Source organism: Streptomyces sp. NBC_00075 (assembly GCF_045041225.1).
Classification (GTDB): Bacteria; Actinomycetota; Actinomycetes; order Streptomycetales; family Streptomycetaceae; genus Streptomyces; species Streptomyces adonidis.
On the sequence record NZ_CP108243.1, the window covers coordinates 9,570,699 to 9,585,430 of the forward strand.

15 protein-coding genes are annotated in these 14,732 nt (G+C 70.6%); 9 read left to right on the top strand and 6 right to left on the bottom strand.

From position 1 onward, the window contains the following. Window positions 1–148 precede the first annotated feature (148 nt). Window positions 149–664: an SgcJ/EcaC family oxidoreductase gene (locus OG787_RS41960; RefSeq protein ID WP_369032582.1), complete on the top strand. Its 516-nt coding sequence runs from the start codon at window positions 149–151 to the stop codon at window positions 662–664. Window positions 665–768: 104 nt separating this feature from the next. Here OG787_RS41960 and OG787_RS41965 read toward each other — a convergent pair whose 3' ends face one another. From OG787_RS41965 to OG787_RS41975, 3 genes are read right to left on the bottom strand one after another with little or no spacing between them, the layout of a single operon-like run. Next, window positions 769–1,308 carry a hypothetical protein gene (locus OG787_RS41965; RefSeq protein WP_405538786.1) on the bottom strand — a complete coding sequence of 180 codons (540 nt, stop codon included), beginning with the start codon at window positions 1,306–1,308 and terminating at the stop codon, window positions 769–771. Beyond that, window positions 1,305–2,816, bottom strand: coding sequence for an ATP-binding protein (locus tag OG787_RS41970; RefSeq protein ID WP_405538787.1), 1,512 nt, complete (start codon window positions 2,814–2,816; stop codon window positions 1,305–1,307). The genes OG787_RS41965 and OG787_RS41970 overlap by 4 nt, the downstream gene beginning before the upstream one ends. Further along, a complete protein-coding gene (locus OG787_RS41975; protein ID WP_405538788.1) occupies window positions 2,813–3,505 on the bottom strand; it encodes a response regulator transcription factor in 693 nt (230 codons plus the stop codon). The genes OG787_RS41970 and OG787_RS41975 overlap by 4 nt, the downstream gene beginning before the upstream one ends. Before the next feature lie 187 nt (window positions 3,506–3,692). On the opposite strand from OG787_RS41975, the gene OG787_RS41980 reads away from it, so the two are divergent. From OG787_RS41980 to OG787_RS41995, 4 genes are read left to right on the top strand one after another with little or no spacing between them, the layout of a single operon-like run. Further along, window positions 3,693–4,652: a hypothetical protein gene (locus OG787_RS41980; RefSeq protein WP_369032578.1), complete on the top strand. Its 960-nt coding sequence runs from the start codon at window positions 3,693–3,695 to the stop codon at window positions 4,650–4,652. Continuing rightward, window positions 4,649–6,118: a peptidoglycan-binding protein gene (locus OG787_RS41985; protein WP_405538789.1), complete on the top strand. Its 1,470-nt coding sequence runs from the start codon at window positions 4,649–4,651 to the stop codon at window positions 6,116–6,118. Before OG787_RS41980 ends, OG787_RS41985 begins: the two co-directional genes overlap by 4 nt. Continuing rightward, window positions 6,115–6,891 (top strand): ABC transporter ATP-binding protein, encoded by a 777-nt coding sequence (locus OG787_RS41990; RefSeq protein WP_405538790.1) that lies wholly within the window; start codon window positions 6,115–6,117, stop codon window positions 6,889–6,891. Before OG787_RS41985 ends, OG787_RS41990 begins: the two co-directional genes overlap by 4 nt. Continuing rightward, window positions 6,888–8,138, top strand: a complete 1,251-nt coding sequence (locus OG787_RS41995; RefSeq protein WP_405538791.1) for an ABC transporter permease — start codon at window positions 6,888–6,890, stop codon at window positions 8,136–8,138. Before OG787_RS41990 ends, OG787_RS41995 begins: the two co-directional genes overlap by 4 nt. A gap of 58 nt (window positions 8,139–8,196) precedes the next feature. On the opposite strand, the gene OG787_RS42000 is transcribed toward OG787_RS41995, so the two are convergent. Then, complete coding sequence (locus tag OG787_RS42000) at window positions 8,197–9,054, bottom strand: helix-turn-helix transcriptional regulator (RefSeq protein WP_369032637.1); 858 nt, start codon at window positions 9,052–9,054, stop codon at window positions 8,197–8,199. 153 nt (window positions 9,055–9,207) lie between these two features. On the opposite strand from OG787_RS42000, the gene OG787_RS42005 reads away from it, so the two are divergent. Further along, window positions 9,208–10,158 carry an NADP-dependent oxidoreductase gene (locus OG787_RS42005; RefSeq protein ID WP_369032574.1) on the top strand — a complete coding sequence of 317 codons (951 nt, stop codon included), beginning with the start codon at window positions 9,208–9,210 and terminating at the stop codon, window positions 10,156–10,158. A 395-nt stretch (window positions 10,159–10,553) separates the two neighbouring features. Then, window positions 10,554–11,465, top strand: coding sequence for a hypothetical protein (locus OG787_RS42010; RefSeq protein WP_369032573.1), 912 nt, complete (start codon window positions 10,554–10,556; stop codon window positions 11,463–11,465). Between the two features lie 85 nt (window positions 11,466–11,550). Here OG787_RS42010 and OG787_RS42015 read toward each other — a convergent pair whose 3' ends face one another. Further along, window positions 11,551–11,964, bottom strand: a complete 414-nt coding sequence (locus OG787_RS42015) for a CoA-binding protein (RefSeq protein WP_405538793.1) — start codon at window positions 11,962–11,964, stop codon at window positions 11,551–11,553. A gap of 138 nt (window positions 11,965–12,102) precedes the next feature. Here OG787_RS42015 and mftR point away from each other — a divergent pair, with 138 nt between their 5' ends. Beyond that, on the top strand, window positions 12,103–12,744 hold the full coding sequence (gene mftR, locus OG787_RS42020) for a mycofactocin system transcriptional regulator (protein ID WP_405540744.1): 642 nt from the start codon (window positions 12,103–12,105) through the stop codon (window positions 12,742–12,744). Between the two features lie 242 nt (window positions 12,745–12,986). Here mftR and mftG read toward each other — a convergent pair whose 3' ends face one another. Continuing rightward, window positions 12,987–14,510 carry a mycofactocin system GMC family oxidoreductase MftG gene (gene mftG, locus OG787_RS42025; protein WP_405538794.1) on the bottom strand — a complete coding sequence of 508 codons (1,524 nt, stop codon included), beginning with the start codon at window positions 14,508–14,510 and terminating at the stop codon, window positions 12,987–12,989. A 79-nt stretch (window positions 14,511–14,589) separates the two neighbouring features. On the opposite strand from mftG, the gene mftA reads away from it, so the two are divergent. Further along, entirely contained in the window at window positions 14,590–14,727 is a 138-nt protein-coding gene (gene mftA, locus OG787_RS42030) for a mycofactocin precursor MftA (protein WP_405538795.1), read from the top strand. Window positions 14,728–14,732 lie beyond the last annotated feature (5 nt).

The window sequence follows — 14,732 nt, forward strand, 5'->3', positions numbered from 1 at the left end:
TGTCCCTCGGTATCCGCATGATCGCTGTCCGTTATTTGGAACTTCCTTGTCCATTTAGAGGACATGTGATGGCCCGGCCTTTACCGCGGCTCCGTGAAAGTGACAACCATTCCTGCCCCCAACAGGAGTCCCTCGAACAGGAGTTGTGATGAAGCATCACCTGCGCGGCCGTGCCGCGATAGCCACCGCCGCAGCGCTCGTTGCCGCGGGTACCATCACGGCCGGTGTCAGCGCCGCGTCGCCCGAGCACCACACGTCGAAGCCGAAGAACACGCTGCCGAGCAAGGCGGAGATCGCGGGTCTCTTCGACCACTGGAACGCCACGCTCCAGACCGGTGACCCGGAGAAGGTCACCGCCCTCTACGCGCCGAACGCCGTGCTCCTGCCTACGCTCTCGCCGAAGATCCGCACCACGCACGCCGAGATCGCGGACTACTTCGTGACCTTCCTGAAGAAGAAGCCGGTGGGCGAGAAGCTCCAGACGATCATCAACATCCTCGACGACAACTCGGCGATCGACACCGGGCTCTACGAGTTCCACGTCACCGACCCGACGACCGGTGCGAAGTCGACGGTCGAGGCGCGCTACACGTACGAGTACGAGAAGATCGGCGGCAAGTGGCTCATCCAGAACCACCACTCGTCGGTCCTGCCCGCGGAGTGAATGTCGTGGGGTGAACCGGCCCCAGTGTCACCCGAGCCCGGCCCACCGGTCCGTACCGGTGGGCCGGGCTCGTTCGCGTCAGCCGAGGTGGCGGATCTCCGGGTCTATGCGGGGCAGGTCGCGTCGTGGCCTTCGGCGCTCCACTGGGTCTTGGTGCCTCTCACGGTGGCCGTGATGAGCACCTCCACCGATACGACGTCCGGGTCTTCGGCGTGGCGGGCGCCGGCGGCGGTGCAGACCACCTGGGTGAGGGCATCCCCGACCATTGGCTTGACGGTCGCCGGGAAATCCGCCGGGTCGTCGAAGCGCAGTTCGATCGACACCTTGGCGACATCGGTCCGGACCGTCGGATCCTTCTTCAGCTTCCGCAGCAGGCTGCCCACACCTCTGCTCAGTTCGGATCTGGTCGGGCCCTGGAACAACAGCCGTACGGCCGCCGCGACGTCGGGCCGCTGGGGGAGCCTGCGGGGGACCGCGACCAGGCCGTCCTCGCCCGTGAAGTAGAGCGTGGTGGTCGACCGGATACCAGTGGCGGGCTCCCCCGAGCCCACGACACCGGTCGTGGGGATGCCGCAGGCGCCGAGCAGGAGCACACCCGCGAGCAGAAGCAGCGCGGGCCGGGCGGCCCGGTGGACAGGGCTCACGGATGGCTCCCCTCGGCCGGGTCGGCCGGGTCGGCCGGTTCCGGTGGTGGTTCGTCCTGTCGCAGGGGGAGTTCCACGGTGAAGACGGCGCCGCCGTGCGGGCCGTTCGCCGCCTGGATGGTGCCGCCGTGCAGGTGGACGTTCTCCGCGGTGATGGCGAGTCCGAGGCCGCTGCCCTCGGTCCTGGTGCGGGCCGTGTCCGATTTGTAGAAGCGGTCGAAGACATGGGGGAGGACGTCTTCCGGGATGCCGGGTCCGCTGTCCTGCACCTCGATGACCGCCCGTCGGCCGTCGTCCGCGTGTTCCCACCCGTAGACGTGCAACCGTACGGGGCGTCCGCCGTGGCGGAGGGCGTTCCCGACCAGGTTGGCGACGATCACGTCGAGGCGGCGCGGGTCGAGGCTGCCGCGGAGTGTGCCCGGCGGTGGAAGCCGGGTCTCGACCGTGTCCAGCCAGGCGCGGGAGGCGAGGGTGCGCCGGACGGAGTCCGCGAGGTCGATCTCGTCCAGGTGCAGACCGGCCGCGCCCGCGTCGAAGCGGGAGATCTCCATCAGGTCCTCCACCAGGCGGGCCAGCTTGACGGTTTCCCCGCTGATGAGCCGTACGGCCGTGGCGGTGTCGGGATCGAGATGGGCCGCGTCCTCGTCGAGGATGTCGGTGACCGCCGACATGGCGGCCAGCGGGGTGCGCAGTTCGTGCGACACGTCGGCGGCGAAGCGGCGGGCGCGTGCCTCCATGCGGCGCAGCTCGGTCACCGACTCCTCCAGGGCGGCGGCGGTCTCGTTGAAGGTGTGGGAGAGGGCGGCGAGTTCGTCGGAGCCGTTGACGGCGAGCCGGGTGTCGAGGTGGCCCTCGGCGATGCTGCGGGTGGCCCGGCGCAGCTCGCGTACCGGCCGCAGTACGCCACGGGCGGCCAGCAGTGCGAGCAGGACGGCCAGGACCAGCGCGGGAACGGTGGCTCGCTCGATGGCGGGGACCAGGGCCTGGACGTAGGCCTGTTCGGTGGTCTGCGGGACCGTCAGGAAGACGGCGAGTCCGGACGGGTCGGACGTGGGCCGCTCCGCGGTGCCGAAGGTGACCGGCAGGCCGACGACGAGTGCGGGGCTGCCGTGCCGTGTCACCCGCTGGAAGACGGTGCTCCCGTCGGAGGCCACGGCGGCGCGCAGGTCGGACGTCAGCTGTTCGAAGGGGTCCTGTGGTGTTGAGGTGGCGCTCAGGCCGCCGTAGGTGGCCAGCACGCGCCAGTCCTTCGACGGTTCGGAGCGTGCCAACTGCTGTGCGAACACGTCCAGTTGCTTCTGGTCCGGGGGAAAGTCGAGGTCGGCGGCGAGGGTGCCGACATGGTCGCGGAACTGCGCGATCACTCCGTCCTGGCTCTGCTGGAGCACCCCCGTGCGCGCTTCCCGGAATGTCAGGGCGCCGGTGGTCAGGGTGGCGACTCCGGCGACCAGCAGGAAGGCCACCAGCAGTCGGACGCGCAGGCCGCGCAGCGGCGGGGGCGCCTTCACCGGGTTCTGAACTGGTAGCCGAAGCCGCGCACTGTCTGTATGTAGCGCGGCTGTCCAGAGGGCTCGCCCATCTTGGTGCGCAGCCGTTTGACGCAGGCGTCCACCAGCCGTGAGTCACCGTGGTAGCTGTGTTCCCAGACGGCTTCCAGGAGCTGCTGCCGGCTGAACACCTGACCGGGCGAGGCGGAGAGGGTCAGCAGGAGCCGTAGTTCGGAGGGGGCGAGGGCGACTGGTGCGCCCTGGTGGGTGACGGTCAGCGCGGCCCGGTCGATGGCCAGTTCCCCGTGCGTCTCGGTCTTCGGCGCGGCTCCGTCGGCGGATGTGCCGCCGACCCGGCGCAGGACGGCACGGATACGGGCTTCGAGGACGCGGGCCTGGACGGGCTTGACGACGTAGTCGTCGGCTCCCGCTTCGAGTCCGACCACGATGTCCACGTCGTCGCCCCGGGCCGTCGCCATGATGATCGGAACCTGGTCGTCGGCCCCGCGGATCCGGCGGCACACGTCGAGCCCGGACATGCCGGGCAGCATCAGATCGAGGACGACGACGTCCGGCCGGAACGACCGCAGCTGATCCAGCCCGTCCTCGCCCGTCCCGGCGGCGGCGACGTCGTGCCCCTGGCGGCGCAGCGCGAGTTGGACACCCTCACGAACGGCGCGGTCGTCTTCGATGAGCAGGACACGTGGCATGTGCTCAGTATCCGTACAACACCAGGCCGGGCCGGTGCTGTTACCGGACGATCACATACTCGCGGGCGGGAGTGCGGACCCGGCGTCCTGTCGCCGCGGCATCGGCTGTTGCCGTTTGATCACACTCCGGGCCAGTTCCCATCACACCGCGGGGCCAGCCTGATCCACCATGAACACACACCCGAACATGCCCAAGAGGCTCCGTGTCTCCGTGGCCACCGTCCTGGCGATCGGCCTGCTGCCGCTCCTGGCCGCCTGCGGCGGTTCGGACGACAAGACCGGCGCGAGCTCCGGTTCGTCGGGCGGCAGCGAAGCGAACGCGGCGAACGACAGTACGACGAACGCCGACGGGGCGGTGCAGCTCACCGTCCCGTCCGGCGCGGACGACGACACCAAGAAGCTGTACATCACGGAGAACACCATCGCGGCCTGTATGAAGAAGCAGGGCTTCACCTACACACCGCACGTGGTGACGGCGAGCGGCGACGACTCCTTCGCCGGGCTGGACGCGGAGGACTACGCGGCGGCGAAGAAGTCCCGGGAGAAATACGGGTTCGGCAACTACGCCGCCGCCGTCTACCCCGACGACCCCAATGCCCCCTTCAGCAACCCCGGAGGGAAGGCGGGACAAAAGCGGACCGACGCCGTCGCCGACGACGACGAGAAGGGGCTCACCCCCGCCCAGCAGAAGGCGTACCAGGAGGCGCTGGCGGGCCCCCAGGCCGAGTCCAAGGCGGACGAGAAGATCGGCGGCTGCGAACTCAAGGCGTCGACAGCCGTGAACGGACACGCGCTGAGCGCCGCCGAGCAGAAAAAGGCGGAGAACGCCAAGGCGGAGGCGAACCGCGCGAACGGTCTCGAGCTCAACGGCGACGCCCAACTGGTGCAGCTCGCACAGGACTTCGCCGCCTGCCTGAAAGCGCAGGGCATCCCGGTCAGCACCACCCAGCCGACCGGCATGTCCGACATGGTGCGGCTGGAGCAGAACGTTCCGGACAACCACTTCAGCATGAGCAAGGAAGAGGCGCTGCCGCTGCTCACCAAGGAGATCGGCATCTCCCTGAAGGACCTGGAGTGCGGCAAGAAGTTCCGGGCCGCGTACTTCCCCAAGGAGAAGGCCCACCCGTACTACGGAGACAACGCATGAGCCGACTCAGCAGCCGTAAGCAACTGGGCGCGCTGGTCGGCGCGGTGGTCCTGGTCGGCGCGGGCGGATGGATCGCCGGTACGCAGGTGCGCTCGCCCGCCGACGCCGCCGCCGCGCACACCGCGCCGAAGGCCGGCCCGGTGACCGTGGCCGTCCAGCGGCAGTCCCTCACCGCGACCGTGGTGGCGTCGGGGTCCGTCGAGTTCGCCTCGCCGCGTCCGCTCGCGCTGGCCGGCGCCGTCGGCACCGGTGCGGCCGCGTCCGCGGGCGGCGAGGGCGCGGAGCAGCGGATCACCAAGGCACCGGTCGCCGGTACCAAGGTCAAGGAGGGCGACGTACTGATGACGGTCAACGGCCGTCCGGTGTTCGCGCTGAGCGGCTCCGTACCGATGTACCGCGCGTTGGGCCCGGGCGCCTCCGGCGACGATGTGAACCAGCTCCAGAGGGCGTTGCGGCGGCTCGGCTTCGATCCCGGGTCGATCAGCGGCACCTACCGCCAGGGCACCGCGGCGGCGGTCACCAGCTGGTACACGAGCAAGGGGTACGAGGCGCAGAAGCCCAGCGCGGACGACGAGCAGCAACTGGGCCAGTTGCAGCAGGCGGTGTCCGCCGCCCAGCAGACGCTGCTCACGACCGACAGCGCGAGTGCCGGCAGCGGCGGCACGGAGACAGGGGCGGGGGCGAACGCCAGTACGGGCTCGCCGAACCCGCAGTCCAGCACCGACGCGCAGATCCACCTACTACAGATCGAATCCGCGAGGAAGTCGCTGGACATGGCGAACGCCGCGCTCAGCACCTTCCAGGCCTCCTACGGGACGAAGGTCCCGGCCGGTGAGGTCGTCTTCTTCCCGAAGCTGCCCGTACGGCTGAACAAGGTGACCGTGAAGACAGGGGACACCGCGTCCGGTCCGATCGGCACCGTGACCAGCTCCGACCTGGAGGTGCAGGCGGTCGTCCCCGGCGCGGACGCCGAACTGCTGAGGAAGGGCATGGCCGTCGAGCTGACGACGACGGACGGCAAGAAGGCGGCGGGTACGGTGTCGGCCCTCGGCGCCGACGCCACGTCCTCGACGACGGGGGCGACGGGCTCGGGCGAGGACAGCGAGGGAGCCGGGGGGACGGCGGCGGAGGGCACCGAGGACGAAGCCTCCGGCACCTCCGCCACCGGCTCCTCGGCCCCGGTCCAGCTGCGGATCTCCGTGCCCGACTCCGGCGAACTGGCCGACGAGGCCGAGGCCGCGGTGAAGGTGACCATCAAGATCGGGGCCTCGGACGGCAAGGTGCTGGTCGTGCCGCTCGCCGCGATCCGTACCTCGTCCGACGGAAAGGTACGGGTGCAGGTCGAGCGCGGCGGCAGGCTGAGCGACGTCCATGTCACCGTCGGGCTCTCCGCGGCCGGTCTGGTCGAGGTGAAGGCGACCAGCGGCACGCTGGAGCAGGGCGACAAGGTGGTGGTGGGCGAGTGACCTCGGCCCCCGGTCCCGGGCTCGCTCCCGCCGTCCCCGGCCCTGCCGATGCCGATGCCGACGTCGTCCCTGGCCCCGCCGATGTCGACGCCGTCATCCAACTCACCGGTGTGGAGCGGACCTTCGACTCCGAGCCCCCGGTGCACGCACTGCGCGGCGTGAATCTGACCGTTCGGCGCGGCGAGCACCTCTCGATCGTCGGCCCTTCCGGCTCGGGGAAGTCGACGCTGCTCAACACGCTGGGCCTGCTCGACCGGCCCACCTCTGGTACCTACCGGCTCGACGGCGTCGAGACCACCGGGCTCGGCGACCTCGAACGCACCGCGCTGCGCGGCAGCCGCATCGGCTTCGTGTTCCAGTCCTTCCACCTCCTCCCGTACCGCACCGTCGACGAGAACGTCATGCTGGCCGAGGCGTACCGCAGGCCACGCCCGGGACTCGGGCGCGGTACCCGGCTCGCCCGCGCCCGGGAGGCGCTGGAGCGGGTCGGGCTCGGGCACCGGTCGGGCTTCAGACCCGACCGGCTCTCCGGCGGCGAACGCCAACGCGTCGCCATCGCACGGGCGTTGATCAGCGATCCCGCGCTGCTGCTCTGCGACGAGCCGACCGGCAACCTGGACAGCGAGAACACCCTCTCCGTACTGGAACTCTTCGACGACCTGTGCGCCCAGGGCATGACCCTGGTGCTCATCACCCACGACGAGACGGTCAGTCGCCGCGCGGGCCAGCGTGTCCGCATCACCGACGGCCGCCTCACCCTGGAGACCGAGTGAAACCCGCATCGGCCGGGGCCGGGGCACGTGTCGAACGCCCCTGGATGGACCCGCGTGACCTGTGGACGGAAGCTCTCGCGGGCGTCATGGCCCGCCCCGTACGGTCCGCCCTGACCACACTCGGCACCGTGCTCGGCATCACCACGCTGGTCATCACCATCGGGGTGGCCTCCACGGCCGGCAACCAGATCGTCGGCCGGTTCGACGCGCTCACCGCGACCTCGGTGACCGTGACCGTGCCGCCCGTGCCGGCCGGTTCGGACGACGAGCCGCTGGTGGACTGGTCGGGGATCGACGCGGTCCGGCGGCTGGCCGGTGTGGACTCGGCCGCCGCCCTCGCCGACTCCCCGCTGACCAACAGCGTCCAGGTGCGGTCCAACGACGTGAAGGCGCCCGGCGACGTCTCCGGCCAGACCCTGGCCGTGGTGGCCGCCTCGGCAGGCCTGCCCGCCGGCGTACGCGGCGCGATGACCTCGGGACGGTTCTACGACGCCGGCGACATCGCCCGGCACGCCCAGGTGGCGGTCCTCGGCGACCAGGCGGCACGGTTGCTCGGCATCAGCCGGGTGCAGGACTCCCCGGCGGTCTTCTTCCAGGGCCAGTCGTACACCGTCATCGGCATCCTCGGCGGTGTGAAGCGCGAGCAGCGCCTGTCCACCGCGGTGATACTCCCGCCCACCACCGCCGCGGACCGCCTCGGCCTGGAGGACGTCACCCAGGTGCTCATCAACACCGCGCTCGGCGCGGCCCGGCAGGTGGCGCGCCAGGCCCCGATCGCCCTGGCCCCCGGACAGCGGAACTCCCTCGCCGTGGCGGCGCCGCCGGACCTGTCCAAGGCCCGCGACGGTGTCCAGAACGACGTCAACGGCCTCTTCCTCGTCCTCGGCCTGGTCTCGCTGGTGGTGGGCGCGATCGGCATCGCCAACGTCACCCTGGTGACGGTGATGGAAAGGGTCGGCGAAATCGGGCTGCGGCGGGCGCTGGGTGCCTCGCGACGGCAGGTGGCCGGCCAGTTCCTCCTCGAGTCGACGACGATCGGCCTCCTCGGGGGCATCGTCGGCGCGGCCCTGGGCATCGCAGTCGTGGTGTGTGTCGCCGTCTTCAAGGAATGGACCCCGGTCCTGGACCTGAACCTCGCCCTCGGCGCCCCGCTCGCCGGGGCCCTCGTCGGCCTGCTCGCCGGTCTCTACCCGTCGCTGCGCGCGGCCCGGATGGAACCGGTGGACGCGCTCCGGGCACCTTCCTGAGGAACGGGCAGGGAACAGCTGTTCTCCCTGAGCAGGCCGTGCGTCGTCCGGTGAGCGGTCACGACTGTGATCGCGGCCCAGGCGACAGCAGGCCGGCGAGGAGTTGGAGTCGTTCGGCGTCGGGGCTGTTCTCGGCGGCGGTGCAGACGATGAGCACGGGGCCGGGGTTGCCCGGTATCGGGTAGGCGTCCCAGTCGAGGTTGAGTTCGCCGACCAGGGGGTGGTTGATGCGCATGTGGCCGCGGATGGCTTCCTCGACGTCATGGCGGGCCCACAGGGCGGCGAACTCGTCGCTGTGGACGGCGAGTTCACCCACCAGCTCGACGGCGCGCGGGTTCCCTGGATCGGCGGCGACCTGTGTCCGCAGCATTCCGATCAGCTCCGCGACGGTGGCTGCCCGGTCCGGGCAGGTCTGGTCGGCCTCGGGATGCAGGAACAGCGACAGCAGGTTTCGCCTCGTTGGGGGCTGGTGCGTGAAGTCGCCCAGCAGGGCGCCGGCGAGCGGGCTCCAGGCCAGCACGTCCAGGAAACTGCCGACGACGAGAGCGGGCGAGGGCATCGTGCGCAGCAGTCGCAGGGTGGTGTCCGGGACCTCCTCCGGCACGTACGGACGCGGGCTGCGGGCCGGGGTGCGTGCGGCGGCGGCGAGACTGTGCAGATACCGGGACTCCTCGGCGGAGAAGTTGAGGGCGCGCGCGAGGGCGTCCAGGACCTGCTCCGAGGGCCGTACGTCGCGTCCCTGCTCCATGCGCTGGTAGTAGTCCGAACTCACTCCGGCCAGCAGGGCCAGCTCCTCCCGCCGCAGCCCGGCGACTCGTCGCCTCGGGCCGGGTTCCAGGCCGACGTCCTGCGGGCGCAGGCGGGTTCGGCGGGTGCGCAGGAACTCGGCGAGTTCGCGCCTGGGGTCATCGCTCATGACGAAGGGGGCATCGGTCACGGCGTCAGTATGCCGCCGACGCGTCTGGTGAGGGTGGGTCTGGCGGACCCAGGAAAAGGGGAACGACCGTGATGCCGCGTGGAGGGTCCAGCATCGGATCAACCACACAGCGGGTCACGGAAGGACAGCGACATGAAGGCCGTTCAGATCACGAGTTTCGGTGCTGCGGATGTCTTGCGGGTCAATGACGTCGAACGTCCCGCGCCCGGAGCCGGCGAAGTCCTGGTGGCGGTCGAGGCGTCCAGCGTGAACGGGCATGACGTGATCGTCCGCGCGGGGGAGCTGAAGATGGTGTCGGGGCGGCGGTTCCCGATCGGTGTGGGCCTGGACTTCGCGGGCACCGTCGTCGAGACCGGCGCCGATGTCGCGGGTCACCGGGTCGGGGACCGGGTGTGGGGCATGGTGCATCCCCGGCAGCGGCACACCACCGGTGGAGCGGCCGAGTACGTCGTGGTGTCCGCGGACCGCGTCGCGCATGCCCCGGTGAACATCTCGCCGGTCGAAGCGGCCTCCCTGGTCGTCACGGGAGCCACGGCGCTGATCGCGCTGCGGGACAGCGTGCACGCGGTGAGCGGGGAGAGGGTCCTGGTCCGGGGCGCGGCCGGCGGCGTCGGCACGGCCGCCGTACAGCTGGCACACGCGCTGGGCTGTCACGTGACCGCGCTGGCCCGCGACCGCCATGCCCCGATCCTCGCGGAACTCGGCGCCGACGAAGTGCTGGACTACGGCTCCACCACCTCGGACCGGATCGGGCCGTTCGACGTCGTAGTCGACACCGTCGGCTCGGAACTGCACTGCTACCGGAGCCGGTTGGCCAAGGGGGGCCGGATGGTCACCGTCGGACTGTCGGCCGGTGCCCTGGCCGCGATCGCCGCGTCCAGCGTGCACGGCTCCCGCCGCATCCGCACCTTCAGCGCCAACCCCGACACCGCCGTGCTGCGTGACGTGGCCGGCCATGTCACTTCGGGTGCGCTGCGCCCGGTGGTCGACAGCGTGTACCCGTTCGCGGACATCGCCGCGGCGCATCAGGCGTTCGAGCGCGGCGGCGTCGTCGGCAAGCACGTGGTCGCGGTGTCCGCGTAGCTCGCAGCAGGAGCGACGCCCTGGCTGTGGGTGAGGGCGACCGCTTCGCGCGGCCGGGACCGGTGACGACGCCGGCGTCGGCGACCATGGCGACGGCGAGCATCGGAACGTCCGCCGCTCCCAGTCGGTGACCGCCGCCGAAGGGGACCTCGCCGTGCTGCGGTACACCGACCCGGCTGACCGCGCCGCCGGGGCGGACCATGCCCAGGCCCATCTCACACGTCCGGCAACACCTCGAGATTTACTCGGCGGTTGGGACAAATGACCCTGGCCCCGGAAGCGCTCCGTCTCCGAGTATGTGGCCTGTGGGGTTGCTGTGATTCAAGTGATGCCTCGCGGAGCCGGCGCGGCCGTCGAGACCACGGTCAACAAGATCGCGATCCAGGGAGCAAGCAATGGACATGACCCCACCGCCCGACGCTGGACGGGCGTCCGGCGTACGTGCGCACAAGCGGCGATCCCGGTTGCTCAGCGGGAAGTTCCTGGCGGTCTTCCTCGCCGTGGCGACACTGCTGGGCGGCGGAACGTGGTTCGTCACGTCGCAGGGACAGCGGGCGAGCGCCGCCGTCGACGACGGCAAGGTCTTCCAGTTCCCGACGGAGAAGCTGGACACCGCGATCGCCTACTGGATGAGCCGGGGCTTCCCCTTCGGCAGGCGGACCGACCGGATCGACATGTCCGACCCCAACGACCCCACGAACTCGGCGACGAACCGGGTCGGCTTCATCATGCGCGGAGGCTTCTTCCTCGACGCCGCGTCCGGGGATCTCACCGAGTTCATCCGGAACATCCCCGGGACGCAGGAGCCGCAGCTGCTCGAGTACGACATCGACATCCGGCCGACCCGGGGCACGAATCGCGGTGACGAGCGGATCGTCCGGGACAACGTCAACGGCTTCATCTTCTACACCCCCAACCACTACACGGACTTCCACCTCTATCAGTACCTGGAGGGTCCCAACGCATCGGACGTGACCATGCCCGTGCCCGCCCCCGTGTGCCGGGAGAGCGGGGGCGCCATCACCTGCCCCAACCCGACGGCTGGCGCCGCCGATCTGAAGGTCACGGAGGAGACGCCCACCGCCGAGGAACTGGCCGACCAGCCCGCCGAAGGGCCGACGACCCCCGGCCCCGACAGCAACGACGCCCCCGTCAACAACCCGGAGTTCGAATCGAGCAACAGTGACCTGCTGGGGATAGCGCAGCAGAGGGGCGACAACCAGGCGTCGGAGTGGGCCGTCCTCATCACCGCCCTCTGGAAACTGTTCCTGGACCCCAGCAACAGCAGCCCCAAGACCGAGCTGTGAGAGCCGGGCCGAAGGGGCAGCGCCGGCCCGATGGCCTCGCTGTCCTGCGGATGTGCATACGCATCCGCTTGCGCACGGACAGGAATCAACGTGCGGAGTCGAGTTCGATCGCCGGGCAGCGGTCCATGACCATGTCGAGCCCGGCGGCGCGGGTGCGGTCGTAGGCCGCCTCGTCGATCACACCGAGCTGGAACCAGACGGCCTTGGCGCCGATGGCGGCGGCCTCGTCGGCGACCGGACCGGCGAGGTCGCTGTTCACGAACACGTCGACGACATCGACGCCGATGTCGGAGGGGATGTCGGCCAGCGAGGCGTAGCCCTGCTCGCCGTGGACCGTCTCGGCCTTCGGATGGACGGGGATGATCCGCTTGCCGTGGCGCTGGAGGACCTTGGCCACGCCGTACGCGGCCCGCTGCTCGTTCGACGACAGGCCCACGATCGCCCAGGTGTCGCCCGCCTCGGTCAGGATCTTGCGGATGGTCTCTGGGTCGCCGTACACGCCCGGCCTCCTTGGGATTCGTACAACGGGATCCGTACAGCCGCTGCTGTGCCCGACAACAGTGGTCGGCCTGCGATGATTCCCCGATTCCCCGCGTTGCCGCCGGGGCGGGGTGTCCGGGGGCTCGTCCGATGCATGATGTGCGGTGTGGTTGCTGACACGGGACGGCGGGAGAGCGTGGCGGGTGGAGCGGCGGGGGTGAGCCGTACGGGGCGGCCCAGGGTGACCTCGCGGGCCGCGCTCGAACAGCTGGGGTTCGAGCTGTTCGCCCGGCAGGGCTTCGACGCCACGACCGTCGATGACATCGCGGCGGCCGCCGGCATCGGCCGGCGTACCTTCTTCCGCTATTTCGCGTCCAAGAACGACCTTGTGTGGGGCGACTTCGAGGATCAGCTGCTGAGGTTCGAGCAGTTGCTGGCGGGGACCGATCCGGACGCTCCGCTGATGGACGCGTTGCGTGGTGCGGTGGTCGAGTTCAATCGCTTCGATCCGGCGGTGGTGCCGTGGCATCGGCAGCGGATGATGCTCATCTTGCGGGTGCCGACGCTTCAGGCGGACTCGACGGTGCGATACACGACGTGGCGGGCGCATGTCACTGCGTTCGCGGCGCGGCGGATGGGGCGGCCGGTTTCCGATCTGCTGCCTCGGTTGCTGGGGCATGCGGCGTTGGCTGCGTGTATTGCCGCGTATGAGCACTGGTTGAGTGATGAGGAGGCCAGTCTTGGGGGGCTGTTGGATCAGGCGATGCGGCAGCTTGCGGTGGGGTTTGACGGGGTTTGATGTCGTCTGCGGGCCCGGTGGGGCTGGTCGCGCAGTTCCCCGCGCCCCTCAAAGACCCGTCCGTCCCGATTCCGTTGGCTGCGGGCCGGTGGGGGTTGCTCGCGCAGTTCCCCGCGCCCCTGAAAAGCAGGGGCTGCGCCCCGTGCTTTTCGGCCCGCAGGGCCAGGTCTTTTAGGGGCGCGGGGAACTGCGCGACCAGCCCCCACCGGCCCGCAGACGAAGAACCGCCCAACCAGCGGAGCTCACCGCATCGCCGCTCCGATCAGCTCGCCGATGAGGACCGCCGTCGCCGCCGGGCCCCGCAGGGGAGCCGACGGCAGGATCGAGGTGTCCGCGACCCGCAGGGCGCGGACGCCGTGGACCCTGCCGTACGGGTCGACCGCGGGGCCCATCGGGACCGTGGCGCAGGTGTGGTGGGACGTGCCCAGGTGGGCGTGGATCCAGGTGTCGAGTGAGCGGTCGTCGTCCAGTGTCTCGGGGGCCGGGTCCACCAGTCCTGCGGACACCTTGTCGAAGGCGGGGGTGGCGAGCAGCGCGGCGGTCGTGCGGATCGCCTCGCGCATCCGGCGGCTGTCCTCGGGGGTGCGCAGGTAGTTGTAGTCGAGGCGCGGGGGTACGGCCGGGTCGGCGGAGCGGGTGCGCATGCGGCCCCCGAGGGCGGGGGACTGGACCGACACGAGGAACGCGAGGGGGGCCAGCGGCTCGCCCGGGACGGTCACCGTGCCGCCGGTCAGGCCGGGCAGGGGGACGAGTGACTGAAGGATCTCCAGGTCGCCGTCCGGATGGGCGCCGTCCGACGACGGCAGGTGCAGGGCGCCGCCGAGCCAGGAGTCGGCCGGTTCCGGGAGGGGGGAGCGGGGCGTCCACTCCAGTACGACCTGGGGGTGATCGCCGAACCGGACCCCGACGGCGGGGGCGTCCCGGACGACGGGGATGCCGAGACGGTCCAGGTCGTCGCGCGGGCCGATGCCCGAGAGGTGGAGCAGATGCGGGGAGCGCAACGCCCCTGCGCACAGGACGACTTCGCCGCACTTCACGGTCTCGATACGTCCCTCGTGCTCGACTGTCACGCCGGTCGCGCGGCCGTGCTCCACGATGATCCGGTGGACCGTACTCCCGCCCCTCACCGTCAGGTTGGGCCGGTCGAGTGCCGGCAACAGATAGCTGACGCCGGTGTTGAGGCGTACCCCGTCGACCGTGTTGCTCGGGACCGGGCCGAATCCCGGTGCCTGCTGGGCGTTCTTGTCCGGCTCCGCGGGAAAGCCCAGGTGGTGGGCCGCCTCCCGGAACGCGGCTGCTGCGGGGTGCCGTAGATCCGTACGCCGGACCCGGACCGGGCCGTTCGCCCCGTGCGACTCGTCGGCGCCGTGGTCGAGGTCGGTCTCCAGGGCCCGGAGGAACGGCAGTACGCCGTCGTACGACCAGGCCGCACCGCCCGCCGTCGACCACCGGTCGAAGTCCTCGCGCCGGGCCCGGACGAAGTACCCGCCGTTGACGGTGGTCGAGCCGCCGAGGAAGCGGCCCCGGACGACCGTGTACGGCCGGTGGGGTGTGAGGTGCGCCGGGTACGGCTGGACCGCGGGGTTCCCGGGCTGGGCGCCGGGCACGAGCCGTGCGTCCAGCAACTCCGGTGGGAACGCCGAGAGTTGGCCCGGCACCGGGCCGGACTCCAGTACCAGCACGGTCCGTTCGGGGTCCTCGGTCAGCCGGGCCGCGAGTGCCGAACCGCTGCCGCCGGCCCCTATCACTATGACATCGGGGTGCATCGGTACGGACTCTTCACTTTCGGCACTTGGTGCCATTAGTCTCCAGGGGTCCGATGGGAGCGTTGCCAAGGAGAGTCGCATGAGCCAGCTTCACGCCACCTCGTCCGTCCCGGCCACCGAGATCCAGGACGAGGAGAACGCAGACGAACAGTCGCTGATCGAGGCGGACGACCTGATCGAAGAGGTCTCCATCGACGGCATGTGCGGCGTCTACTAGGCCCC

Excerpts from the sequence above, each read along its gene's own strand:
- OG787_RS41975 (WP_405538788.1), bottom strand. The coding sequence starts at position 3,505 with ATGCCACGTGTCCTGCTCATCGAAGACGACCGCGCCGTTCGTGAGGGT.
- mftG (WP_405538794.1), bottom strand. The coding sequence starts at position 14,510 with ATGCACCCCGATGTCATAGTGATAGGGGCCGGCGGCAGCGGTTCGGCA.
- OG787_RS41980 (WP_369032578.1), top strand. The coding sequence starts at position 3,693 with ATGCCCAAGAGGCTCCGTGTCTCCGTGGCCACCGTCCTGGCGATCGGC.
- OG787_RS41985 (WP_405538789.1), top strand. The coding sequence starts at position 4,649 with ATGAGCCGACTCAGCAGCCGTAAGCAACTGGGCGCGCTGGTCGGCGCG.
- OG787_RS42010 (WP_369032573.1), top strand. The coding sequence starts at position 10,554 with ATGGACATGACCCCACCGCCCGACGCTGGACGGGCGTCCGGCGTACGT.
- OG787_RS42000 (WP_369032637.1), bottom strand. The coding sequence starts at position 9,054 with ATGAGCGATGACCCCAGGCGCGAACTCGCCGAGTTCCTGCGCACCCGC.
- mftR (WP_405540744.1), top strand. The coding sequence starts at position 12,103 with ATGTGCGGTGTGGTTGCTGACACGGGACGGCGGGAGAGCGTGGCGGGT.
- mftA (WP_405538795.1), top strand. The coding sequence starts at position 14,590 with ATGAGCCAGCTTCACGCCACCTCGTCCGTCCCGGCCACCGAGATCCAG.
- OG787_RS42005 (WP_369032574.1), top strand. The coding sequence starts at position 9,208 with ATGAAGGCCGTTCAGATCACGAGTTTCGGTGCTGCGGATGTCTTGCGG.
- OG787_RS41960 (WP_369032582.1), top strand. The coding sequence starts at position 149 with ATGAAGCATCACCTGCGCGGCCGTGCCGCGATAGCCACCGCCGCAGCG.